The organism is Parasynechococcus sp., from assembly GCF_045559935.1.
Classification (GTDB): domain Bacteria; phylum Cyanobacteriota; class Cyanobacteriia; order PCC-6307; family Cyanobiaceae; genus Parasynechococcus.
Map to the genome: position 1 here is coordinate 886,308 of NZ_JBJLJL010000008.1, position 22,012 is coordinate 908,319.

The 22,012-nt window shown below is 67.0% G+C and carries 22 protein-coding genes, 1 tRNA gene and 1 pseudogene; 14 read left to right on the forward strand and 10 right to left on the reverse strand.

All coding sequences use genetic code 11. From position 1 onward, the window contains the following. The first annotated feature begins 13 nt into the window (after positions 1–13). Genes sufC through ACJ0G7_RS09050 form a run of 3 tightly spaced genes read left to right on the forward strand, consistent with a single transcriptional unit; the run spans position 14 to position 3,266 of the window. On the forward strand, positions 14–802 hold the full coding sequence (gene sufC / locus ACJ0G7_RS09040) for a Fe-S cluster assembly ATPase SufC (RefSeq protein ID WP_043692962.1): 789 nt from the start codon (positions 14–16) through the stop codon (positions 800–802). Between the two features lie 2 nt (positions 803–804). Continuing rightward, positions 805–1,983, forward strand: coding sequence for a SufD family Fe-S cluster assembly protein (locus ACJ0G7_RS09045; RefSeq protein WP_043692958.1), 1,179 nt, complete (start codon positions 805–807; stop codon positions 1,981–1,983). Next, entirely contained in the window at positions 1,980–3,266 is a 1,287-nt protein-coding gene (locus ACJ0G7_RS09050) for a SufS family cysteine desulfurase (protein ID WP_407395810.1), read from the forward strand. The genes ACJ0G7_RS09045 and ACJ0G7_RS09050 overlap by 4 nt, the downstream gene beginning before the upstream one ends. A 177-nt stretch (positions 3,267–3,443) precedes the next feature. Here the strand turns inward: ACJ0G7_RS09050 and ACJ0G7_RS09055 are convergent, their stop codons facing one another. Next, positions 3,444–5,354: a S9 family peptidase gene (locus tag ACJ0G7_RS09055; RefSeq protein ID WP_407395811.1), complete on the reverse strand. Its 1,911-nt coding sequence runs from the start codon at positions 5,352–5,354 to the stop codon at positions 3,444–3,446. 49 nt (positions 5,355–5,403) lie between these two features. Here ACJ0G7_RS09055 and def point away from each other — a divergent pair, with 49 nt between their 5' ends. The 4 genes from def to ACJ0G7_RS09075 all read left to right on the forward strand — a co-directional run bounded on the left by def (position 5,404) and on the right by ACJ0G7_RS09075 (position 7,044). After that, on the forward strand, positions 5,404–6,009 hold the full coding sequence (gene def / locus ACJ0G7_RS09060) for a peptide deformylase (protein WP_043692953.1): 606 nt from the start codon (positions 5,404–5,406) through the stop codon (positions 6,007–6,009). A gap of 3 nt (positions 6,010–6,012) precedes the next feature. Further along, positions 6,013–6,210, forward strand: a complete 198-nt coding sequence (locus tag ACJ0G7_RS09065; RefSeq protein WP_186484211.1) for a hypothetical protein — start codon at positions 6,013–6,015, stop codon at positions 6,208–6,210. 73 nt (positions 6,211–6,283) lie between these two features. Further along, entirely contained in the window at positions 6,284–6,826 is a 543-nt protein-coding gene (locus ACJ0G7_RS09070; RefSeq protein WP_407395889.1) for a DUF3747 domain-containing protein, read from the forward strand. 65 nt (positions 6,827–6,891) lie between these two features. Next, entirely contained in the window at positions 6,892–7,044 is a 153-nt protein-coding gene (locus tag ACJ0G7_RS09075; protein WP_186485763.1) for a hypothetical protein, read from the forward strand. Between the two features lie 3 nt (positions 7,045–7,047). On the opposite strand, the gene ACJ0G7_RS09080 is transcribed toward ACJ0G7_RS09075, so the two are convergent. After that, a complete protein-coding gene (locus ACJ0G7_RS09080) occupies positions 7,048–8,592 on the reverse strand; it encodes a YifB family Mg chelatase-like AAA ATPase (protein ID WP_407395814.1) in 1,545 nt (514 codons plus the stop codon). 57 nt (positions 8,593–8,649) lie between these two features. Here ACJ0G7_RS09080 and ACJ0G7_RS09085 point away from each other — a divergent pair, with 57 nt between their 5' ends. The 3 genes and pseudogenes from ACJ0G7_RS09085 (at position 8,650) to ACJ0G7_RS09095 (ending at position 11,200) form a co-directional block, all read left to right on the forward strand. Further along, positions 8,650–8,991, forward strand: a complete 342-nt coding sequence (locus ACJ0G7_RS09085) for a histidine triad nucleotide-binding protein (RefSeq protein WP_043692918.1) — start codon at positions 8,650–8,652, stop codon at positions 8,989–8,991. A gap of 24 nt (positions 8,992–9,015) precedes the next feature. Further along, positions 9,016–11,002: pseudogene (locus ACJ0G7_RS09090) on the forward strand (ABC transporter ATP-binding protein/permease). 9 nt (positions 11,003–11,011) lie between these two features. Further along, a complete protein-coding gene (locus ACJ0G7_RS09095) occupies positions 11,012–11,200 on the forward strand; it encodes a chlorophyll a/b-binding protein (protein WP_043692913.1) in 189 nt (62 codons plus the stop codon). Here ACJ0G7_RS09095 and ACJ0G7_RS09100 read toward each other — a convergent pair whose 3' ends face one another. Genes ACJ0G7_RS09100 through psbX form a run of 4 tightly spaced genes read right to left on the reverse strand, consistent with a single transcriptional unit; the run spans position 11,201 to position 13,328 of the window. Next, positions 11,201–11,689 carry a TolB family protein gene (locus tag ACJ0G7_RS09100; protein WP_407395815.1) on the reverse strand — a complete coding sequence of 163 codons (489 nt, stop codon included), beginning with the start codon at positions 11,687–11,689 and terminating at the stop codon, positions 11,201–11,203. It lies immediately after the preceding gene. Further along, on the reverse strand, positions 11,689–12,192 hold the full coding sequence (locus ACJ0G7_RS09105; RefSeq protein WP_407395816.1) for a hypothetical protein: 504 nt from the start codon (positions 12,190–12,192) through the stop codon (positions 11,689–11,691). The genes ACJ0G7_RS09100 and ACJ0G7_RS09105 overlap by 1 nt, the downstream gene beginning before the upstream one ends. Positions 12,193–12,221: 29 nt before the next feature. Next, positions 12,222–13,157 carry a Ycf66 family protein gene (locus tag ACJ0G7_RS09110; protein WP_043692902.1) on the reverse strand — a complete coding sequence of 312 codons (936 nt, stop codon included), beginning with the start codon at positions 13,155–13,157 and terminating at the stop codon, positions 12,222–12,224. A 48-nt stretch (positions 13,158–13,205) separates the two neighbouring features. Further along, on the reverse strand, positions 13,206–13,328 hold the full coding sequence (gene psbX / locus ACJ0G7_RS09115; RefSeq protein WP_043692900.1) for a photosystem II reaction center X protein: 123 nt from the start codon (positions 13,326–13,328) through the stop codon (positions 13,206–13,208). A gap of 78 nt (positions 13,329–13,406) precedes the next feature. On the opposite strand from psbX, the gene ACJ0G7_RS09120 reads away from it, so the two are divergent. Beyond that, positions 13,407–13,736, forward strand: coding sequence for a YggT family protein (locus ACJ0G7_RS09120; RefSeq protein WP_043696957.1), 330 nt, complete (start codon positions 13,407–13,409; stop codon positions 13,734–13,736). Between the two features lie 18 nt (positions 13,737–13,754). Here ACJ0G7_RS09120 and accC read toward each other — a convergent pair whose 3' ends face one another. Continuing rightward, positions 13,755–15,101 carry an acetyl-CoA carboxylase biotin carboxylase subunit gene (gene accC / locus ACJ0G7_RS09125; protein WP_043692896.1) on the reverse strand — a complete coding sequence of 449 codons (1,347 nt, stop codon included), beginning with the start codon at positions 15,099–15,101 and terminating at the stop codon, positions 13,755–13,757. 118 nt (positions 15,102–15,219) lie between these two features. On the opposite strand from accC, the gene ACJ0G7_RS09130 reads away from it, so the two are divergent. The 3 genes from ACJ0G7_RS09130 to msrB all read left to right on the forward strand — a co-directional run bounded on the left by ACJ0G7_RS09130 (position 15,220) and on the right by msrB (position 17,012). Beyond that, positions 15,220–15,301: transfer RNA gene (locus ACJ0G7_RS09130), tRNA-Leu, on the forward strand. 10 nt (positions 15,302–15,311) lie between these two features. Continuing rightward, entirely contained in the window at positions 15,312–16,583 is a 1,272-nt protein-coding gene (locus ACJ0G7_RS09135; protein WP_407395817.1) for a glycosyl transferase, read from the forward strand. A 27-nt stretch (positions 16,584–16,610) separates the two neighbouring features. Further along, positions 16,611–17,012 carry a peptide-methionine (R)-S-oxide reductase MsrB gene (msrB, locus tag ACJ0G7_RS09140; RefSeq protein WP_407395818.1) on the forward strand — a complete coding sequence of 134 codons (402 nt, stop codon included), beginning with the start codon at positions 16,611–16,613 and terminating at the stop codon, positions 17,010–17,012. A gap of 3 nt (positions 17,013–17,015) precedes the next feature. Here msrB and ACJ0G7_RS09145 read toward each other — a convergent pair whose 3' ends face one another. The 3 genes from ACJ0G7_RS09145 to smc are packed head-to-tail and all read right to left on the reverse strand — an operon-like array spanning position 17,016 to position 21,970. Further along, positions 17,016–17,321, reverse strand: a complete 306-nt coding sequence (locus tag ACJ0G7_RS09145) for a hypothetical protein (protein WP_156957131.1) — start codon at positions 17,319–17,321, stop codon at positions 17,016–17,018. A 38-nt stretch (positions 17,322–17,359) separates the two neighbouring features. Beyond that, entirely contained in the window at positions 17,360–18,325 is a 966-nt protein-coding gene (locus tag ACJ0G7_RS09150; RefSeq protein ID WP_043696953.1) for a PRC-barrel domain-containing protein, read from the reverse strand. 36 nt (positions 18,326–18,361) lie between these two features. After that, the gene (gene smc, locus ACJ0G7_RS09155) at positions 18,362–21,970 is read right to left on the reverse strand and encodes a chromosome segregation protein SMC (protein ID WP_407395820.1); all 3,609 of its coding nucleotides are present in this window, start codon (positions 21,968–21,970) and stop codon (positions 18,362–18,364) included. Positions 21,971–22,012 lie beyond the last annotated feature (42 nt).

The following is a 22,012-nucleotide window of genomic DNA, read 5'->3' on the forward strand; positions in this document are numbered from 1 at the left end:
TCTTCTTATCCACGTGATCCGCCCTGACGCCGAGCTGCTTCTCGACATCACTGACCTGCATGCCTCCGTGGAGGATCAACCCATCCTCAAAGGGGTGAACCTGCAGGTGCGGGCGGGAGAGATCCACGCCGTGATGGGTCGCAATGGCAGCGGCAAAAGCACGCTGTCCAAGGTGCTGGCCGGCCACCCCGCTTACCGGGTCACCGCCGGTGCCGTCCGCTATTGCGGCAACGACCTGTTCGAGCTGGAACCGGAACAGCGCGCCCGACTGGGGGTGTTTCTCGGTTTCCAGTACCCGGTGGAGATCCCCGGGGTGAGCAATCTGGAGTTTCTGCGGGTGGCCACCAATGCCCGGAGGCTCCAGCGGGAGCAGGAGGAGCTGGACACCTTCGATTTCGAAGACCACGTGCGCGACAGGCTCAAGGTGGTGCAGATGGACCCTGCCTTCCTCGAGCGCAGCGTCAATGAAGGCTTCTCCGGTGGCGAGAAGAAGCGCAACGAGATCCTGCAGATGGCGCTGCTCGAGCCCGTGGTGGCGATCCTCGATGAAACCGATTCGGGTCTGGATATCGATGCGCTGCGCATCGTGGCGGCAGGTGTGAATCAACTGGCGACACCGGAGAACGCCACCCTGCTGATCACCCACTACCAGCGCCTGCTCGATGAGATCACTCCCGATTACGTGCACGTGATGGCGGCTGGCCGCATCCTCCGCACCGGGGGGCGTGATCTGGCCCTCGAGCTGGAGAAGACTGGCTACGACTGGGTCGATAAGGAACTGGCCGCTCAGGGGGTGGCCTGACCATGGCAAGCAGCGTGCTGGAGCCGGTGCAGCAGCGGGGGCGGGAAGCCCTGCAGCGGCTCGGCCTGCCCACCCGCCGTCAGGAGGCCTGGCGGCTCACGGATCTGAAACGTCTGGCAGCGCTGGCCGATCTGCCTCTCAGCGCCTCGCCGGCCAAGGCGGAGCAACCGGCTGTGGCTACAGGAGTGCTGCGCCTGCGGCTGGATGGTCTCGGCGATCCCCTCGAGGGTGTGACCCTTCCGGAGGGGATCAGTGCCCTCACTGAAAGCGAACTCAGGCAGGCCCTCGGCCACACCCTCGATCGCTGCGGGTGCGCCGACGTGTGGCCGGTGGAGTTGAACCATGCCTGCAGCCGGCGGGTGCTGGCGTTGCGGGTGCGCGGTTCAGTGCCGCCTCTGGAGCTTCTGCAGACAGGTGCTGCGGGGCTGACGGCGACACGGGTGCTGTTGCTGATGGAAGAAAAGGCGCAGCTGGATCTGCTGCAGGTGGTGACGGCTCAGGCTGACGCTGCCCACAGCCACGTGCTGGAGGTTCATCTGGGTCAGGAGGCTTGCCTGAACCACGGTCTGCTGGCTCTTGGAGACGGCAGCGCCTCGCTGCTGGCCCACCTGGCGGTGGAACAGGAGCCCCGCAGCCGCTACGCCCTCACCTCTGTGATGCGGGGCTGGTCCCTTGGACGTCTCGAGCCCCGGGTCGTGCAGGTGGATGGTCAGGCCACCACCACCCTGCAGGGTCTGGCGGTGAGCGATGCGGATCAGCAGCTCGCCACCCACTCCTCTGTCCGTTTCGACGGACCGGAGGGGGAGCTTGACCAGCTGCAGAAATGCCTGGCGGCCGGTCGCTCCCACTCCATCTTCAACGGCGGCATCAGCGTGCCCAGGGCGGCGCAACGCACCAATGCAGCTCAGCTGAGCCGCAACCTGCTGCTGTCGGATCGGGCCCGTGTCGACACCAAGCCTGAGCTGGAGATCGTCGCTGACGATGTGCGCTGCGCCCACGGAGCCACCGTCAGCCAGTTGCAGGAGGACGAACTCTTCTACCTGCGCAGCCGTGGGATCGCTGCTGGAGAAGCCACGGCCCTGCTGCTGCGCGGTGCCTGTCTGGAGGTGATTCGCCAGCTGCCGGATCAGGCCGGGATCTGGTCTCCGCTCGAGCGGGTGCTGGAGGGGCTGGCCGCATGACCAGCACTGATCTCAGACTGGCACAAAATCGTGTCAATATCGACACGTTGGCGTCACGATATCGTGCCGATTTCCCGGTTCTGGAGCAGCGCGCCGCTGATGGTCGCCCGCTGATCTACCTGGATCACGCTGCCACCAGCCAGAAGCCGCTCCCTGTGCTCGAGGCCTTGCAGCACTACTACGCCTGCGACAACGCCAATGTGCATCGCGGTGCCCACCAGCTCAGCGTCCGCGCCACCGAATCCTTCGAGGCCGCCAGGTCCGCGGCTGCGGAGTTCGTCGGTGCAGCCAGTGCGCGGGAGATCGTGTTCACCCGCAATGCCAGCGAGGCGATCAACCTGGTGGCCCGCAGCTGGGGTGACGCCAACCTGCGCGCGGGGGATGAGGTGTTGCTCACCCTCATGGAGCACCACAGCAACCTGGTGCCCTGGCAGCTGCTGGCCCAGCGCACCGGTTGTGTGCTGCGCCACGTCGGCATCACGGAAACCGGTGAACTGGATCTCGACGACTTCCGCGCCAAGCTCAGCGACCGCACCCGTCTGGTGAGCCTGGTGCATGTCAGCAACAGTCTCGGCTGCTGCAACCCCCTCGATCAGGTGATCCCCGCCGCCCATGCCGCCGGTGCCCTGGTGCTGGTGGATGCCTGCCAGAGCCTGGCCCACAAGCCCACCGACGTCGCCGCTCTGGGTGCCGATTTCCTGGTGGCGTCCTCCCACAAGCTGTGTGGTCCCACCGGGATGGGGTTCCTCTGGGCGCGCGAGGCGCTGCTGGAGGCGATGCCCCCCTTCCTCGGTGGCGGCGAAATGATTCAGGACGTCTTTCTCGATCACAGCACCTGGGCGGATCTGCCTCACAAGTTCGAGGCCGGCACCCCCGCCATCGGTGAAGCGGTCGGCATGGGTGCGGCGATCCGCTACCTGCAGGCCGTCGGCCTCGAGGCGATTCAGGCCTGGGAAGCACAGCTCACCCGCCATCTGTTCGAGCGGCTTCAGGCCATCGACGGAGTGCGCGTTCTGGGCCCCACCCCCGAGCAGCAGCCCGAGCGTGGTGCCCTGGCCACCTTCCTGGTCGAGGGCGTGCACGCCAACGACATCGCTGCGCTCATGGATGCCTCCGGTGTCTGCATCCGGAGCGGCCATCACTGCTGTCAGCCGCTGCATCGCCACTACGGCGTCACGGCATCCGCCAGGGCCAGCCTCAGTTTCATCAGCACCTTCGAGGAGATCGACCGTTTCGGCGAAGAGCTCGCCTCCACGGTCTCCTTCCTGCGGGAGCACAGCTGAGTCTGGTCAGGCCGCCAGTTCGCTTCGCCCAGTCGCCACCACCCCGGAGTCCAGGGTTTCGGGCTGATCGACGTTCAGCCCGGCACGTGGTGATGGCGGCTGTTTTCCACTGTCGGAACCATCACATGGTCTGAAGTGGGTTGCGTTTTCAGCGTGGATTGAGGTGCCTCCGTCGCTTCAGATCCCCAGCCGCTCCCGGAAGAAGGCTTCCGTCTCCTCCAGCACCTGGATCTGCACCGCGCTGTCACGGAAGCCATGGCCTTCCTGCTCGAACAGCCGCACCTCCACCGGCACGCCGTTGGCTCTCAGTGCCGCCGCCATGCGTTCGGTCTGCTCCGGGGGCACCACCTTGTCCTGCAGCCCCTGAAAGAACAGCACCGGGCAGCGGATCCGATCGGCGTGCTGCAGCGGTGAGCGTTCGTCGTAGCGGGCCCGATCCTCCGGCCAGGCCCCCACCAGGGTGTCGAGATAGCGGGCTTCGAAGCGGTGGGTGTCCACAGCCATGGCGGTGAGATCACAGACCGCATAACGACAGGCTCCGGCGCGGAACACATCGGTGAAGCAGAGGGCCGCCAGTGTGGTGAAGCCTCCGGCGCTGCCCCCTTCGATGGCGATGCGTTCCGGATGGGCCCGTCCGGCCGTGATCAAGGCCTGGGCTGCGGCCGCGCAGTCGCTCACATCCACCACGCCCCAACCCCCGTTGAGCCGCTCGCGATAGGCCCGCCCGAACCCCGTGGAGCCGCCGTAGTTCACATCCACCACGCCCCAGCCGCGACTGGTCCAGTACTGGATGGCCAGGCTGAGGCCGCGGCGGGCCATGGCCGTCGGACCGCTGTGGCTCTTGACCAGCAGCGGGGCTGCGCCGCTGCTGCCGTCACTCGGCGGGTAGTACCAGGCATGGGTGCGCTGACCGTTGTGGCCGGCGAACCAGATCGGCTCCGCCACGCTGATCGCTGCGGGTGCCAGCACGGCCGGCACCGCGGAGGTATGGATCCAGGGCTCCGCGGCGTGCTGGCGCAGATCCAGCTCCAGCAGGCCTGCCCCTGTGCGGCTGTTGCTGGCCACCGCCACGGCCCGGCCCTCGAGGGCGGCGAGTCCGGCCAGGTCATCGAAGGGCTGGTTCACGGCCTCGATGCGTCCATCCAGTCGCAGGCGCTTCAGCTGCCAGCGGCCCTCGCTGCAGACCGCTGCCAGCAGGTGCTCCCCATCCCAGGCGGTGGTGCTCATGCCATAGATCCACTGCGGCATCGCGGTCTCCGCCGCCATCGGCCAGGGGCGCTCCCAGGTCGTTGCCCCCGGTTGCTGCAGCATCAGGTTCCACCAGCCACTGCTGTCCTCCGCCACCAGCAGCCGCCCGTCCGGCAGCCACTGGGGCTGGAACACGGCGGTGGCGTCTCCGCCGGCCAGGCTGCAGGGAGCGGCCAGCTCACCTGTTTCGCTGAGAGGCGACCACCACACCCGGCTGCTGTCCCAGGGCATCGCCGGTTGCTGCCATTCCACCCAGGCCAGCTGTCCGCCATCGGCGCTGAGGACGGCATAGCCGGCGAAGTCCGCCGGCTGGTGCAGCAGCTGCGGCTCCTGATCGCTGCTGTCGAGCGAGACCTGCACCAGCTGGTCACGTCCTGCCATCTCCCTGATCCCGAGCCAGCGACGGCGGCGAAGATCCAGCAATCCGTCGGCCAGATCCCACTCCCCAGGCAGCGTCAGCCGCAGGGGCTCCATCACGGCGGCTGCAGCCCCGGAGCTGTCGGGCAGGTGCCAGTGCTGCTGCCAGAGGCAGCCCGACGCGATCCAGACCAGCAGCAGCTGACCGTTCTCGATCGCGGCTGTCAGCACCCCGCCGCCGTAGTCGTGCACGCGGCTGCGCAGGTTGATCGGAGCGGGAGTCAGCTCCACCGGCTTGGCGGCGGAGTCCGCGAACGGGCGGATCAGTGCTGTGGTGCGGCCGCGTTCCTGGGGACGCTGTTCCAGCCAGAGCAGCCAGAGACGTTGATCCGACCCTTTCAGCAGGCGGGGTTCCTTCAGCCCGGGCAGCCTGCCGACGGCGTGATCACTGGCGAGGGGTTGCCGGTGTGCAGCAGGTTCCATATCGCCTGGTTCGGGCCGCTTAACATGTTGAATCAACGCTCTGGAGTCCTTGGCGGGAAGCTTTGCCCAGTTGGCCCGGAATGCCGACAAGGCTCGGGACACCATGCTGGTTCCCAAGCAGGCGCTGGAAACGCCTCCGCTGGAGATTCACACCCTCGGCGATGAGGTGCTGCGACAGCCCGCCCGTCGCATCGGCAAGGTGGATGAGCAGGTGCGGGAGCTGGCCCGCGACATGCTGCGCAGCATGTACACCGCCAAGGGCATCGGCCTGGCTGCTCCCCAGGTCGGCGTTCACCAGCAGCTGCTGGTGATCGATCTGGATCTGGAGAACGCCGCCACCCCGCCGCTGGTGCTGATCAACCCGGAGATCTCGGCCTCCAGTGCCTCGATCGACACCTATGAGGAAGGCTGCCTCAGCATCCCGGGCGTCTATCTGGATGTGGTCCGGCCGACGTCGATCGAGCTCAGTTACCGCGACGAGATGGGGCGTCCCCGCAAGATGAAGGCGGACGGTCTGATGGCGCGCTGCATCCAGCACGAGATGGATCATCTGAACGGCGTGCTGTTCGTCGATCGGGTGACCGATGCCTCAGGTCTGGAGAAGGAACTCAAGGAGAATGGCTTTCAGAGCCAGCACGTGCGGAGCGTCTCCTGATCCATGCCGATGAAACCTCTGGCGGGCGTGTTCCTCGCCCTGGCCTGCATCCTGGGCATTGCTTCCACCGGATGTGTCTTTGAGCTCGCCTACGGCGATCCCGATCTCGGTGTGACCACCACCGGTTGGATCCTGGCTCTTGCAGCCCCAGGCACGGTCGGGACACTTCTTGTCGCCATTCGCCTGAACAAACCGGCCTGAACCGCTGGATCGACCCGGCCCGGGACTTTTACGATCCGGGGACTTCCGTCATTCGGCTGTGATCCCCCGTTCTCTGTCCATCGCCGCAGGACTGACTGTCTGCGGGGTTCTGGCCGCTCCCGTCGCCCTCGCTCAAGGGTCCGTGTTTCAGGCCGTGCCGGTGGACGAGGCCAATTTCATCCTGGTGTCGGCACCCATCGGCCAGGGTGAACGCTCCCAGCTCAACATCTACGAGCAGCGCACCAGCAAGCGCCCCTGCTTCTCGGTCAGCGGCAGTGCTCCCGCCATGGTGGACCCGCTGCTCTCCACTTTCGACTTCACCGGCATCTGCAGCCGCTACATCGACGGCAACGGCTATTCCCTGCGCATCGGCGGAGATGACCTGGGCACCCGCTACCGGCTCACGGTGGTGAACACCGGCAGCGACATGGAACTGCTGGCGGCCCCCACCCGCGATCGCTCCCAGCCCACCATGCTCGTGGCTCGCTCAGGCGGAGTGGCCTCTGGATTCCTGAAGCTCAGCTTCGAGCCCGGCTGGTCGCTGCGGCGCCGCGCCTATGGCAAGAAGGGGCTTGGCCACCTGTACATCTATCGCGACACGGCCCCGCAGAGCTGAAAAGGAGTGGAAACACCTGTTGCCGGCCTTTGTCAGTGTTCCCACACTGAAGGCAGTCGCAGCAGGTGCTCATGCAAGCCAAGGTTCTCCACTGGTTCCACTGGTTGGGTGAGGCCATGACCCATGCCCTCGGTTCCCTCACGGACCGTCATCTCGCTCCGCCGCCGATCGGTCCGCAGCCGTACAGCGACGTCCCGGTCCGCAGGGTGCGCGACTGACCTTCAGGCTGCCGTGTCCACGACCAGTGGATCGGTGCAGCGATAGCAGCTCGCCTCGGCCACGGCGTCGGCGCACACCGTCTCCCTGCCGTTGAGGTCGGCGATCGTGCGAGCCACCTGCAGCAGTCTCAGGGCGCTGCGGGTGGTGAGCCGGCGGCTGGCGATCAGGTGTTCCCAGAGCTGCAGTCCATCGCGTTCCAACCGCCCGACCCGGCCGAACTCCTCGGCACTGAGATCCCGGTTGCAGCCACCACCGGGATTGCGCTCCCGCATTCTCTGGCGGGCGCTGTTGATGCAGCTCGCTTGCAGCCAGGGCTCGATGCCGGCTGACGGCGTCGGCTCAAGGCAGCGGCGCACACGGCTGGCCGCTGGACGTTCCAGGCGGAGCTGCAGATCGAGCCGATCCAGCAGGGGGCCTGACAAGCGTTGCCAGTAACGCTGACGCTGACTGAGGCTGCAGCGGCAGCCGTGCTCACGGTCGCCATGCCAGCCGCAGGGACAGGGGTTCGTGGCTGCCACCAGAGTGATCGCAGCCGGGAAGGTGGTTTTCAGGCGGCTGCGGCTGAGCCGCAGCACGCCCTCCTCCAGGGGTTGCCGCAGTTGGTCGAGCACGGCCCGGGAAAATTCCGCCAGCTCGTCGAGAAACAGCACGCCGCCGTGGGCGAGGCTGAGCTCCCCCGGCTGCGGACTGATGCCGCCGCCGAGCAGTGCAGCGGCGGTACAGCTGTGATGGGGCGCCCGGAACGGCCGTGTTCTGGGCAGGGTGCCGGGATTGCGCAGCAGGCCGGCCACCGATTGGATCCGCGTGATGGTGAGGGCTTCGCTCCGGCTGAGGGGCGGCAGCAGCCTGGGCAGCTGATGCGCCAGGTGGGTTTTGCCGCAGCCCGGGGGGCCCACCAGCAGCAGGTGATGGCCGCCCGCCGCTGCCAGGGCCAGAGCCCGTGCCGCCAGGCTCTGCTCCACGCCGGGTTGCGCAAGTGGTTCCGGCTCGGGAGCCTCAAAGGCCGTGCTGCGGGGCATCGTGCGCAGCAGCGGGCCTCGCTGCTGCAGCTGCTCGACCACCTGGCGCAGGTCAGGGGCGCTGAGGACAGTCAGTTCCGGGATCAGGGCCGCTTCCTCGGCATTGGCCGGCGGCACGATCAGGGCCCGGGCCCCCTGATCCGATGCCAGTTCCGCCAAGGCGATCACGCCGCGGCAGGGCCGCAGGCTGCCGTCCAGTCCCAGTTCTCCGGCGCACCAGATGTTTCTCAGCCGTGGCTGATCCAGCTGGCCGCTGGCGGCCAGCAGTGCCAGGGCGATCGGCAGATCGAAGGCGGGGCCCTCCTTGCGCAGGTCGGCCGGCGCCAGATTGATCACGACCCGCACCAGCGGTCCCCGGAAGCCGCTGTTGCGCAGGGCTGAGCGCACCCGCTCGCGGGATTCCTGGATCGCCTTGTCCGGCAGCCCCACCAGCTGAATGCCCGGCAGACCCGGTGCCATGTCCACCTCGACGGTGACCGGCCGGGCGTCAAGGCCCTGCAGGGAGGCGCTGAGGCAACGTGCCAGCATCGGGATCGATCCAAGGGTGCATGGCGTTCATGCCCCACCCGTCACAACACCAGTTCCATGGCGGACGACACGATCTTCGGAAAGATCCTTCGCGGGGAGATTCCCTGCGATGAGGTCTACAGCGATGACCGATGCCTGGCCTTCCGGGACATCGCGCCCCAGGCCCCGGTGCATGTGCTGGTGATTCCGCGGAAACCGATCGAGAGCCTGCGGTCCGCGGACGCCGAGGACGGGGATCTGCTGGGCCACCTGCTGCTGGTGGCGGCGCGCGTCGCCAAGCAGGAGGGCCTGGAGGACTGGCGCACGGTGATCAACAGTGGCGCAGCAGCGGGGCAGACGGTGTTCCACCTGCATGTGCATGTGCTCGGTGGTCGTCCTCTGGCCTGGCCGCCCGGCTGAGGTTTGCCTCGTCAGAATGGGCGAATGACAGTCACCGCCACGGCACCGCGCGCCGGTCTCCGCAGTCAGCTCAACAAGCTGAGGAATCTGGCCCAGCCTTTCTTCCTGCCCCTCGATCAGGCCACGGGCTGGCAGTTCGCCGGTCTGCTGGTCGCCCTGCTGTTCTGTGTCGGGGGTCTGGTTCTGGTGGCCCTCACGGGCCTGATCGAGCTGCTTCAGCAGCTGGTGCCGGCCCTGACCGAGAAGTACTTCGGCGGTGTGGCCGCCACCATCAGCGGCATCTGGAGAAGCTGGTGGGGGGTTGGCTTCAGCGGGCTGTTTCTGCTGGGGGCGTCCGCCTTCCTCGCGATGCGCCAGCAGCTGCGCGGCCGCCGCTGGCTGCACTGGCTGATGCTCGGCGTGATCGTGCTGATGCTGCTCACCGTGAACGGCATCAATGCCGGGATCGGTTTCATTGCCCGCGATCTCACCAACGCTCTGGTGGCGAAGCAGGAGGAGGGTTTCTACCGGATCCTGATCATCTACGCCTGTTGTTTTGTTGTCGCTCTCCCGATTCGCACGGCCGCAGATTTTCTTCACGCTCAAGCTCGGATTGGTATGGCGCGACTGGCTTTCGCGCAGTCTTATTGGTGATTATATGCGCAATCGTGCCTACTACGTTCTTAATCCAAATGATGAGCAGGCGACTGATCTAGACAATCCCGACCAGCGTATAACTGATGATACGCGATCTTTTACATCCCAGAGTCTTCAATTTACGCTTGGAATCTTTGATGCCCTTCTGACTTTTTCTCTTAATATTCTTATCCTGTGGAGTATTAGCCAAAAGCTAACTTTCTCTTTATTCGCTTATGCGATTGTCTCTACGACGGTCCTTGTTTTCGCGGGTCGTCGTCTTGTGAAAATTAATTATGATCAGCTGCGTTATGAGGCTGATTTCCGTTATGGACTTGTCCATATCAGAAATAATGCTGAGTCGATTGCTTTCTATTCTGGTGAAGAGCCTGAGCAGCAAGAGACGGCTCGCCGTCTTGGTTCAGTTGTTCGCAATTTTAACTTGTTAATTATTTGGCAAGTTATCATCAGTGCGATGCAGAGATCTGTTGGTTACGCTGGAGTGTTTTTTCCTTATTTGGTGATGGCGGGGCCATATTTTTCAGGGGATATTGATTATGGTCGATTTATTCAAGCTGGCTTTGCCTTCAACATGGTTGAGGGCTCACTTCTTTTCGTTGTTAATCGTATTGATGAATTAGCTCAGTTCACTGCAGGGGTAGGCCGTCTTGAAGGTTTTCAGAGCAAGGTTGAGCAGGTCAGTCGTGAAGCCTCTCCTGATCGGATCACAAGCCGCGACGCGATCGTGGTGCGCCATGCCGATCTGACGCCCCCCGGCGGCGAGCACGCCGATCCTCCGGGATCTGAGCCTCAGCGTCGGTGAGGCCGACCGACTGCTGGTGGTGGGACCCTCCGGCTGCGGCAAGACGTCACTGCTGCGGATGATCAGCGGGCTCTGTGGCCGCCGACCCGCGGAGCGGTGGAGCGACCCGCAGACCGGTGAGCTCCTGTTCATCCCCCAGAAGCCCTACATGCTGCTGGGGTCGCTGCGCGAACAGCTCTGCTACCCCACCGATGAGAGGCCGCTTCAGCGACGACCAGCTGCGCCACGTGCTGGAGGAGGTCAATCTCGGCCACCCTCTCGACCCGCTACCCCGACCTCGACGTCAAGCAGGACTGGCCTCGCATCCTGTCCCTCGGCGAGCAGCAGCGCCTGGCTTTCGGCCGGCTGCTGCTCAACGCACCCCGGTTCGCAGTGCTGGATGAAGCCACCAGTGCTCTCGATGTGGCCACGGAGGATCACCTCTATGCGCTGCTGCGTCAGCGGGAGCTGGCGGTGATCAGCATCGGCCACCGCCCCACCTTGAAGGACTATCACGACACCGTGCTGGAGCTGAGCGGTGATGGGGGATGGCGACTGCTGCCGGCGACCAGCTATGACTTCGGGCGTCCCTGATCCGGCCGGATGACCTCCCCCAGCGAGACCACCACCCCGTCCACATCGGCGACGACCTCCGATGTGCCGGCTTTCGGCTGGAGCGGTTACGCCGAGCGGGTGAACGGTCGCTTCGCGATGGTGGGGTTCGCCGCGATCCTGCTGATCGAAGCCCTCAGCGGTGACACCTTTCTGCACTGGGCCGGTCTGCTGCCCTGATCAGGGCAGACGGATCAGGTCCACCTGCCAGCGTCCGTCGCGGCTCACCTGCACCGCCAGCCGGCGGCCGGAGCCATCGAGACTGACGGACCTGGGCACGCCGGGGGGGTCGAGAGGCAACCGCTGCACCGCCGCGACGCTGCGGCGGTAGAGCAGCAGTTCGGTGCGCCCGTCCCGCTGCTGCACCACGGCCAGCCGCTCGCCGTCGGCGCTGACGCTGGCGCTGATCGGTTGGGCATCGGCTCGGTTGAGACCTGGAAGTGTCACCGGTCGTCGGCGGGTCAGGTCAATCAGTTCCACCCGTTCGCGGCCGCCTCGCTCGCCCAGGCTGACCAGCCAGCGCTGTCCCAGATCCGGTGCCCGGCGGCTGTTCACCGATTGCCGCAACAGTCCGTTGAGCTCCAGCAGCGGTCTGGGCTGAGGCGTCCGGCAGCCCAGCAACAGCAGCGGCACGCCTGCCGTGGCGATCCAGCCCAGCCATCGGCTCATCACTGCGGCTCCAGTGGTGGGGTGGTGAGACCGGCGCCAGCAGGACGGTCCGGTTCGAGCAGGTCGCTGAGGTCCAGCAGTTCCACGCGCCAGCGCCCCTGGTCGGCCACCTGCAGCGCCAGTTGACGCGCATCCGGGGAGAGGCTCACCCGTACAGGATCGCGGCCGCCCGGCAGCGGCAGGGGATGCAGGCGGTTGTTGAGACGATCGGCCACCACCGCCAGTCGGCGGCGGCCCCTCTGGGTGACCAGGGCCAGATAGCGGCCGTTCCAGCTCAGGGAGGGGGAGCTGTGGGGTTGATGCCGTTTCAGGCTGGGAAGCGGCAGCAGCCGTCCGTCCGACAGGGAGCGCAGCTGCACGGTGGGTCGCCCCCGCTGCGGGCTGATCACGGCCAGGAGGCGCCCGTCACCGCTGAGGGCTGGATCCTCCTGGCTGCGATCCATCAATCCACCAGCGGCCTGTTCCTGGCGGCTGCTGCAGGCACTGACGCAGAGCGCCAGCACCGTGAGCAGCAGAGGGCCGACCCGGCGGCTCAGTCGTCGAAACGGGAGCTGTTGTCCCGTGGGCGGCTGGTCTGCTGTCGGCTGCTGCTTGAAGGAGGGGTGCTCCCGGTGCTGCCGTTCTGAACAGGGCCGCTGCCCTGCCGGGAGCTGCGCGGTGCCGAGCGGCTCCCGGCAGCTGCCGGGCGGCCGGAGGAACGGCTGCTCGGGGTGAAGGCGGCATCCTCCGCGGCTGATTTCGCCGGGGTGCTGCGTGGAGCCGACGGCGGCTGAGCCTGTTCGGAGGACGGTCGGCCTGAGGGGCGGCTGCCACGCCGCTGATCCTGGCGTTCATTGCGACGCTCGCCGAAATCACTGCGGCGCTCAGCGCGTTCCTCGCCGGCCCGGAAGCGGGCCATGCGACGGCTGCGTTCATCATCGGCGCCCCAGCTCTGATCCTGGTCGTCGTCCCGTCCCCGGGGGCGGCGACTGGCGGCTTCTTCTGGGATGGCGGCACGGCTGGTGCGCCGCGGACGGTAGAAGTCCTCTTCGGGGCGCTCCTCCCGTTCATCCTCGCGACCGCCGAAGCGCCGGCGCAGGGGCTGGGGCTCGTCGAAACGCTCGTAATCGTCATCCCAGCCGCCACGCAGTCCGCCGGAGGCGGGTCCGCCGCGGACGGGGGCCGGCTCATCCTCGAAGTAGGCGGAACGTCGCGCCTGCTCCGTGGCGACGCCGCGCAGACGAACGCTCTCGTAGGCGAAGAACACCGTGGTGCCCGCCAGCAGGAACTGACCGAACTGGAGGATCGGATCCAGCCGCCAGCCCTGGAAAAACAGAATGCCGCCGCACAGCAGCCCGATGGCTGCGAAGAACACGTCGTAATCGCGGGCAAGCGCTGGCTTGAACGACCGCATGAAATACAGCATCGCCCCGCCGACGGCCAGCACGATGCCGACGATGCTGGCCCAATTCAGACTGGCGTTAACCAAGGGTGCGCCTCCGCGTGGAGTTCAGTCTACGAGTGGCGCCAGTGCGGATCAGAGCTTGCGGTCAAGCCGGTCGGTCTGGCTGATCAGGATCAGCGCGATCGTGGCGGGTACCACGACGATCACACCTCCCCAGATGAGGCTGCTCAGGAAGTTGGAGAGGGAGGGAGTCATGGCGGAGGGCCGTCTGCATCAAAGCCGCGATGATCCTAAGGATCAGGGCCTGGTTTCTACGATGCGCCCGTGAATGCGTTGAGCTTTGTGACGCCGCTGCTTCTGCAGGTTCTGCCGACGGTCCACCTGCTGCTGGGGTTGCTGCTGGCGGCATGGACCCTCGCCTTTCTGCTTCGGATCGTGCTCACCTGGTATCCCCAGGTGGATCTGAAGCAGGGGGCCTGGCCCCTGATCGCCTGGCCCACCGAGCCTGTGCTGGCCCTGACGCGACGGGTCGTGGCTCCGATCGGCGGCGTGGATGTGACCCCGGTGATCTGGGTCGGCCTGATCAGCCTGGTTCGGGAACTGCTGGTGGGGCAGCAGGGTCTGCTTTCCCAGATCCTGATGCGCGCTCAGATGACGGCCTGAGGTTGCACCCGGCCTGGTTCAGCCGAGCATTTCCTGCTCGACGAACTTGGTGTGCACGTCGCCGTTGATGAATTCCGGCCGTTCCAGCAGTTGCAGGTGGAAGTCGACCGTGGTCGGAATTCCCGTGATGGCGCATTCGTTCAGGGCGCGCTTCATCCGGGTCAGTGCCATCGGGCGATCCCGTCCCCAGACGATCAGCTTGCCGATCAGGGAGTCGTAGAACGGCGGGATGTCGTAGCCCGTGTACACGTGGCTGTCGACGCGCACGCCGGGTCCACCTGGAGGAAGCCAGCCGGTGATGCGTCCGGGGGCGGGACGGAAGTTGTGGCTGGCGTCTTCGGCATTGATGCGGCATTCGATGGCATGCCCCTGCAGCTGCACGTCCTCCTGGCGCACGCTGATCGGCTCCCCGCCGGCGATGCGCAGCTGCTCGGCGATCAGATCGATGCCGGTGACCATTTCCGTCACCGGATGCTCCACCTGGATCCGGGTGTTCATCTCCATGAAGTAGAAGCCGCCGCTCCGGTCCAGCAGGAACTCCACCGTTCCGGCTCCTTCGTACTGGATGCTGCGGGCCGCGGCGACCGCGGCCTCCCCCATGCGGCGGCGCAGTTCCGGATCCAGCGCTGGGCTGGGAGCCTCTTCCAGCAGCTTCTGGTGACGCCGCTGGATCGAGCAGTCCCGCTCCCCGAGATGCACCACGTTGCCGTGGCGGTCGGCCAGCACCTGCACTTCCACGTGGCGGGGCCGGTTGATGAATTTCTCCATGTACAGCCCGGGGTTGCCGAAGGCGGCATCGGCCTCTCCCTGGGCTGCCTTGAACAGATTGTCCAGCTGATCGGGGCCGGGCACGAGCCGCATGCCGCGTCCACCGCCGCCGGCCGTGGCCTTGATCATCACCGGGTAGCCCATCTGAGCCGCCAGTTCCGCAGCCTCCTCAGGGCTCGACAGCAGCCCTTCACTGCCCGGCACGGTGGGCACACCGACCGCCTGCATCGTGGCCTTGGCGGTGGCTTTGTCCCCCATCGACCGGATCGCATGGGGGGAGGGGCCGACGAAGGTGATGCCGTGGTCTCCGCAGATCTCGGCGAACTTGTCGTTCTCGGCCAGGAATCCGTAGCCGGGGTGGATGGCGTCGACCCCGCGGGAGGTGGCGGCCGCCAGGATGTTGGGAACGTTGAGGTAGCTCTTGCTGCTCAGCGATTCGCCGACGCAGACCGCCTCATCCGCCAGCTGGACGTGCAGTGCGTCCTTGTCGACCGTGCTGTAAACCGCGACGGTGGCGATCCCGAGCTCCCGGCAGCTGCGAAGGATCCGGAGCGCGATCTCGCCACGGTTGGCGATCAGCACTTTGCCGATGGGCATCCTTCAGCACTTCAGGCCTGAGGGCGGATCGTATCAGTGCAGGCCAGGGATTCCGGTGCGAGGCCCCTCGGTCGGTATGATCTTTCTCCGACGAAGCCCGCGCGGTGGAGTCGACCACGCGGATGTGGTGGAATTGGTAGACACGCACGTTTGAGGGGCGTGTGGCTTCGGCCTTGCGAGTTCAAGTCTCGCCATCCGCACTCCATTCTCTTGGCCAGTCCCGCGACAGCTGACCCCGGACTCGCCATCGTTCTCGTCTCCAATGGCCCGGGCGAGCTCACGACCTGGGTCCGCCCCCTGGCGGAACGACTGCACGCGTCTCTGCTGCTGAGACCGCGTCAACCGGCGGCGACCGCCTCCCTGCAGCTGGTGCTGGTGCCCTGCCCGAACGCCACGGGGCAGGAAGCGGAGGCGGCCAGGCCCTGGGGGCAGTTCGACCGGATCCTGCCGGCCCGGCGTTTCTGGGATCTGCTGCTGCGGCCGCGCCGTTACGGCCCCTGGCCGCGCCGGGGCGTGGTGGTCTTCCTCGGAGGAGATCAGTTCTGGACGGTGCTGCTGTCGGCCCGCCTCGGCTACCGCCACATCACCTACGCCGAGTGGGTGGCCCGCTGGCCCGGGTGGAACGACCGGGTTGCCGCCATGTCGGAGCAGGTCCGCCTGCAGTTGCCCCCGCGCCATCGGCATCGCTGCCGGGTGGTGGGAGATCTGATGGCTGATCTCTCGGGCTTCGCCCGCCGGGATGATCCGCTGCCTGAGGGCGACTGGGTGGCTCTGCTGCCCGGTTCCAAGGCCGCCAAGCTCTGCGTGGGCATGCCGTTTCTGCTGGAGACGGCGGACCGGCTGGCCCAGCTGCGGCCCGGTTGCCGGTTTCTGCTGCCGGTGGCCCCCACCACCAGTGCGGCCCAGCTGCTGCGCTTTGCCGGTGACGCCAATCCGATCGCCGCCCGCTACCGCGCTGTCGTTGCCGAGCATCGCGACGGTCTGCTGATCACCGCTGCGGGCACCCGCATCCAGCTGCTGGAGCAGCATCCGGCCCACGGGCCCCTGAGCCAGTGCGATCTCGCCCTCACCACCGTGGGTGCCAACACCGCCGAGCTGGGGGCGCTGGCCGTGCCGATGATCGTGATCGTGCCCACCCAGCACCTCGAGGTGATGCAGGCCTGGGATGGGGGGCTGGGGCTGCTGGCCCGGCTGCCGGGGCTGCGGCGTCTGATCGGTGCGTTGCTCACCCTGTGGCGGTTGAGGAACAACGGCCTGATGGCATGGCCCAACATCTCGGCCGGCCGTGCGGTGGTGCCGGAGCGTGTCGGGGCGATCACGCCGGAGCAGATCGCGGCGGAGGCGGCGGACTGGCTGGCAGCTCCCCAACGGCTCGAGGGCCAGCGTCAGGACCTGCGGGCCCTGCGCGGCAAGCCCGGAGCGGTGGAGGCTCTGGCGGAGGAGGTGCGTTCTCTGCTGCCTCGCGCGCTCGGATCTGCCTAAGGTTCCCGAGCTCCGATCAGCCCCGAGATGACCAGCTCCGATCGCATCGAGCGCAGCAGTGAGGACTGGAAGCAGACGCTCACGCCCGAGCAGTTCCAGGTGACCCGCTGCGGGGGCACCGAGCGGGCCTTCACAGGTGCCTACTGGGACAACAAGGCCACGGGGATGTACCACTGCATCTGCTGCGGGGCGCCTCTGTTCAGCTCGCAGACCAAATTCGAGTCCGGCACGGGCTGGCCCAGCTTCTGGGACGGTGTAACCCCCGAGGCGATCACCACCAAGCGTGATCTGACCCACGGCATGGTGCGGGTCGAGATCAACTGCGCCCGTTGCGACGCCCATCTCGGTCACGTGTTTCCCGATGGTCCGGCGCCCACGGGGCAGCGCTACTGCGTCAACAGCGCCTCGCTCGACTTCCGGGCGGGTTGAGTTTCAGCGGCTCCAGTTCTGACGGCCGCTGCCGCCGTGGCAGAAGTTGGTGGCCTTGTTGCGTTCGCTGATGCGGATCGCCTCGGTGATCTGACCTTCCTTGAGCTGATGGCTGTCGAGCACCTGCTGATAGCGGCGATCGATGCAGCGCTCCACAGCCGTCGGTTTGGCGATGGCGTGGGCGATCAGACCCAGAAGCACCACCACGGTCCCTCGGTAGAGCCACTGAGCAAGGTCCGGAACCGGCCGCGCCGGCCTGGACACGGCCCGGAGCGGTCTGGCGGATCGGCGGAGAGGCGCAGTCGTCACGCGGGATCCGGGCTGTCACACCCGCGCATTGAACCGCATCACCAGGGATCGTCGAGGTCGCTCTCTGCAGGCGGTCTGACCGGATCCTCCAGCGGCTCCACATCCAGCGGTTCGCCGGGCTGCTGCACCGGCCGACGGGAGGCGGGCACCGGGCGGCGGGGCGTCCACTCCTCCGTGTAGGGCTCCGGGTAGTTCCCTTCATCGGTCTCGTCCATGTAGAGGCGCTGCGGCTGTGCCTCCTGCCGCCGCTCCTCCAGCTCCACGTACTCCAGTTCCTCGTCCACCTCGAGCCGCTGACTCTCGGAGGGTTGCAGACGCCGCTGCTCCTGCTCCACGGGCTGACCGGAGCTCAGCTGGTTCTCCACCGGCACCAGGTTCACCCGGTACCGCTCCCGCTCCTGCTCCTCCCAGCTCGGACCACCGACCCCGAGCTTCTCCAGCACTCCGCTGTTCAACTGCTTGAGCTTGTCTTCGGCTCCCTCGTAAACAATGATCCGATCGGGACCGCTGCTGACGATCTCCTCCACCGGCATCTCCCAGGTGCTCAGCACGCCCTCTCCGAGCAGGGGAACACCGAGGGCCCCCATCACCAGCGTGGTGAGCTCACCGGTCTCGATGTCGAACGCGAAGCCCAGCACCCGCCCCAGCTGGCGGCCGGATTCGGTGATCACCTGGCAGTTGATCACCCGGCTGTAGCGCTCGGGGTTGAAGCCCTCGCTGAGGGAATCGGCGGAATCCACCAGGATCACGTCCCCCACCTGACGGATCCGGTCCAGGGGCATCCAGCGGGGCAGCCCGGGCAGGAATCGGGTGAGCGGGTTGTCGCGCAGGCCCACCGCCACCACCTCGCGGCGATCGATGTCGACGATCACCTCTCCCACCACACCGAGGCGACGACCCGTGTCACGGGTGATCACCTGGGTACCCATCAGTTCGGAGCGAAGCCAGAGGCGATCGCTCGGAATGGTGGCGAGGGCGTCGTTCGAGGAAGGGGTCGGAGTCATCAGACCATTCTGGCGCAAGGCATCTGCGGCGTCCGTTCAGGCGGCATCGGGAAGACCGACCACCTGGGTGTGAGCACCACGGGCCTGGGTGACGCCGATCGTGCGCTCGGAGGCGGCAATCATCGGCCGGCGGTGGCTGACCACCATGAACTGGGCGTCCTCGGCCTGTCGAGCGATCAGAGCAGCCAGCCGCTCCACATTCACGCCATCCAGAAAGCTGTCCACCTCATCGAGGGCATAGAAGGGGGAAGGCCGGAACCGCTGCAGGGCAAACAGGAAGCTGAGGGCGGTGAGCGACTTCTCTCCGCCGGACATGGCTGCCAGACGCCGCACCGCCTTGCCCTTGGGATGGGCCACCAGCGTGAGGCCCCCCTCCAGGGGGTCCTCCTGATTCTCAAGCTGCAGATGGCCATCGCCATCGGAGAGGGAGGCGAAGATCTCACGGAAATGCCCATCCACAGCGGTGAAGGCTTCCATGAAGGCGTCCTGACGCAGGGTGGCCACCGTTTCGATCCTCAGCAGCAGTTCCTCCCTTTCGTTGTTGAGCACCTCCAAGCGGTCGTTCAGTTCCGTCAGCCTCTGTTCGAGGGCTTCCAGTTCCTCCAGCGCCAGCATGTTCACCGGCTCCAGGGCCTCCATGCGGGCCTGGATCGCCTGAAGATCCGCCTGCAGCGCTTCCAGGCCGGCCAGACGCAGCGCTTCAGGGATCTCGGGGCGGGGATCGGGCAGGGCCTGTTCCATCTCCTGCAGCCGGATGGCGCCGCTGCGCTGCTCCTCGATCAGCCCGTCGCGCTCCTCCCGCAGGCGCTCGAGGTTCCACTCGGCCTGTTGCAGGGCCTGGCGCTGGCGGGCCACCTCGGCTTCCGCCGCATCGCGGGCCCGGCGCTGGGCTCCAAAGCTCTCCTGCAGCTCCTGCTGCTGCTGAGTCAGCTTCTCGCGCAGCTGCTGCAGGTCCTGCTGCTGCTGTCGCCAGGCTCCATGGGCGCCCGCCAGGGCCTGCACCGCCTCCTGCAGTCGGGTCTCTTCGTTGCTGAGGGTCTGCTGCTGATCACCGAGCCGTTCCAGCGCCAGCTGCCGTTCTCTCCGGGCGTTGAGCAGGGCATCCCGTTCGCTGCGGGCCGCTTCCAGCCGAGCATCGGCGGATTCCAGGTCCTGCTGCAGCTGCTTCCAGGCGGAGGCGTCGTCGTGTCCGTCGCTGCTGCGCTCCGCCGCGTCCAGCTGAGCCAGCTCGCTGCTGAGCGGCGTCAGCTGCTGGGCGATCAGCTCCAGCCGTTCCTGCTGCACCCCGCGGTCCTGCTGCAGGCGGCTGAGCCGCTCCTGACGCTGACGGCTGCGTTCCAGCAGGGGGCCATGGTTGCGACGGGCCGCATTGCGTTCCGCCACCAGGGCCGCCTGGCGCTGTTCCAGATCCCGCAGCGCGGGCCGCTGCTGCTCCACCGCCTGGGAGAGCTTGGCTTCCTCGCGCCGGCAGACCACCAGCGATTCCCCGAGTTCCAGCAGCCGCCGCCGCAGCGGTTCTGCTTCGTCCTGATCGCTGCTGCGACCGAAGCTGAGTCCGCCGCTGCGCTGGGAGAGGCTGCCGCCGGTCATGGCACCGCTCTTTTCCAGCAGTTCTCCCTCCAGCGTCACCGCCCGGGAGCGACCGAGCTGCTGGCGGGCGCTGCCGAGATCGCTGAACACCAGCGTGTCCCCGAAGACGTACGCAAACACCTGGTCGTACACCGGCTCGAAGCGCACCAGCTCGACGGCGCGACCGATCAGGCCCGCTCCAGCGTCCCCTGAACCGGGTCGGGCGCCGCGGGCGAATGCCGCCCCGCCACCACCACCGGGGGCCCGGATCTTGTTGAGCGGCAGGAAGGTGAGCCGGCCGGCGCGACGGCTCTTGAGCAGCTCGATGGCGCGGGCTGCGATGCGGTCGTCCTCCACCACCACCTGGCCGAGGCGGGCCCCGGCGGCCACTTCCAGCGCCAGGCGGTGCCGCTCCTCCACCTCGCCGAGCTGGGCCACCGGGCCGTGGATGCCGTCGAGTCCCGCCTCCAGCAGCAGCCGCAGGGCGCCGGTGCCCCGGCTCTCCTGCAGAGCATCGCGGCGGCTGTCCACCCGTGCGATCTCCCGTTCCAGCCGGGTCTGCTCCTGCTCCAGCCGAGTGCGGGTGCGCTGCTGCACCGCAAGGGAGTCGGCGGCCTGCTGCAGCGCCTGCTTGCCGCTGCTGATGCCCTGCAGCACGGTCTGCCATTCCTTGTCCAGCTGGCTGAGCCGTTCCTGCACCGCCTGTTCATCGGCGCCGTCCTGCTGTTGTTCCCCGCCGAGTTCCTCCAGCCGTTCCGCGTCCTGCCGCAGCCGTTCCTGCAGCTGCTGCTGCTCCTGCAGCAGAGGTGTGAGGCTGCTCTGCAGCTGCTGGCGGCGCTCGGTGCGCTGTTTCTGCTGTTCCAGCCAGGCTCCGGAGCGGCCGGCCACATCGGAGAGGCGGCGGCGGGACATCTCCACAGCGGCTTCAGCGCTGCGGCAGGTGGTCTCCGCCTGCTCCAGGGCCTGCGTGCCGGGGTCCTGCTCCAGCTCCCGCTGTTGCTGAAGCATCTGCTGGCGGCGATTGGCCAGGTCATGGCGCACACCCTGCAGCCGCTGTCCCTCCTCCTGGTGTTGCGTGGCCTGGCGATCCAGTTCGCGGCCGCGGGTCTCCAGTCCGAGCAATTCCGCCTGCACCGCCAGCAGCTGGTCCTCTCCGAGGGCCTTGACCTGCTCCTGCAGGGATTGCAGCTCGCCGGTGGCCTTCCCCAGGGTCTCGCGCGCGCCGGCGATGGCGGTGGCGTCGCGCTGCTCCTGTGCCTCGATCGCCTGTTGGCGGCTGCCGAGATCCCCCAGTGCCTGCCGGGCTGCCTCGAAGGCGAGCACCATCTCCTGCCGACGGCCGAGATGCAGGCGTTCCCGCAGCTCCTGGTACTGGCGGGCCTTGGCGCAGTCCTTCTCCAGCCGCTGACGGCTGGCCAGCAGTTCCTGCTCGATGATCCGGCAGCGGTCCTGCCGTTCCTGCACGTCATCGAGCTTGCGGCGGGTCTGCTCGATGCGGGTGTCGAACAGGGCGACACCGGCGAGTTCATCGATCAGTCCGCGCCGGTCGCGGTTGCTCATCGACACGATGCGGGTCACGTCCCCCTGCATCACCACGTTGCTGCCTTCCGGATCGATGCGCAGCCGGCGCAGCTGGGTCTGCAGCTGCTGCAGGTTGCAGGCCACCCCATCAGCGCTGTAGCTGGAGCTGTAGGAGCCCCCCGGCATCACCCGCAGTTTTCGGGTGACGGTCCATTCGGTCTGATCCGGGCGGATCCAGGGCCCCTCCTCCGGCGGCTCAAGACCCTCTTCGGCAGCGTCGGGGCTCCAGTCGCTGAGATCGAAGCGCACGCTCACGGTGGTCTCGGCCGACTTGCCGGCCTTGAGCACGCCGCTGTTGACCAGATCCGGCAGACGGTCGGCGCGCATGCCGCGGCTCGTCGCCAGGCCGAGGCAGAACAGAACGCCGTCAAGGATGTTGCTCTTGCCGGATCCGTTCGGCCCGGTGACCACGGTGAATCCCTGCTCCAGCGGGATCGTCATCGCCCCGCCGAAGGATTTGAACTGTGTCAGCCCGACCTGATTGATATGAACCAACAGGGTTTCGGGCTTTCAGCGAGCCGAAAGTAGCGGAGCTGT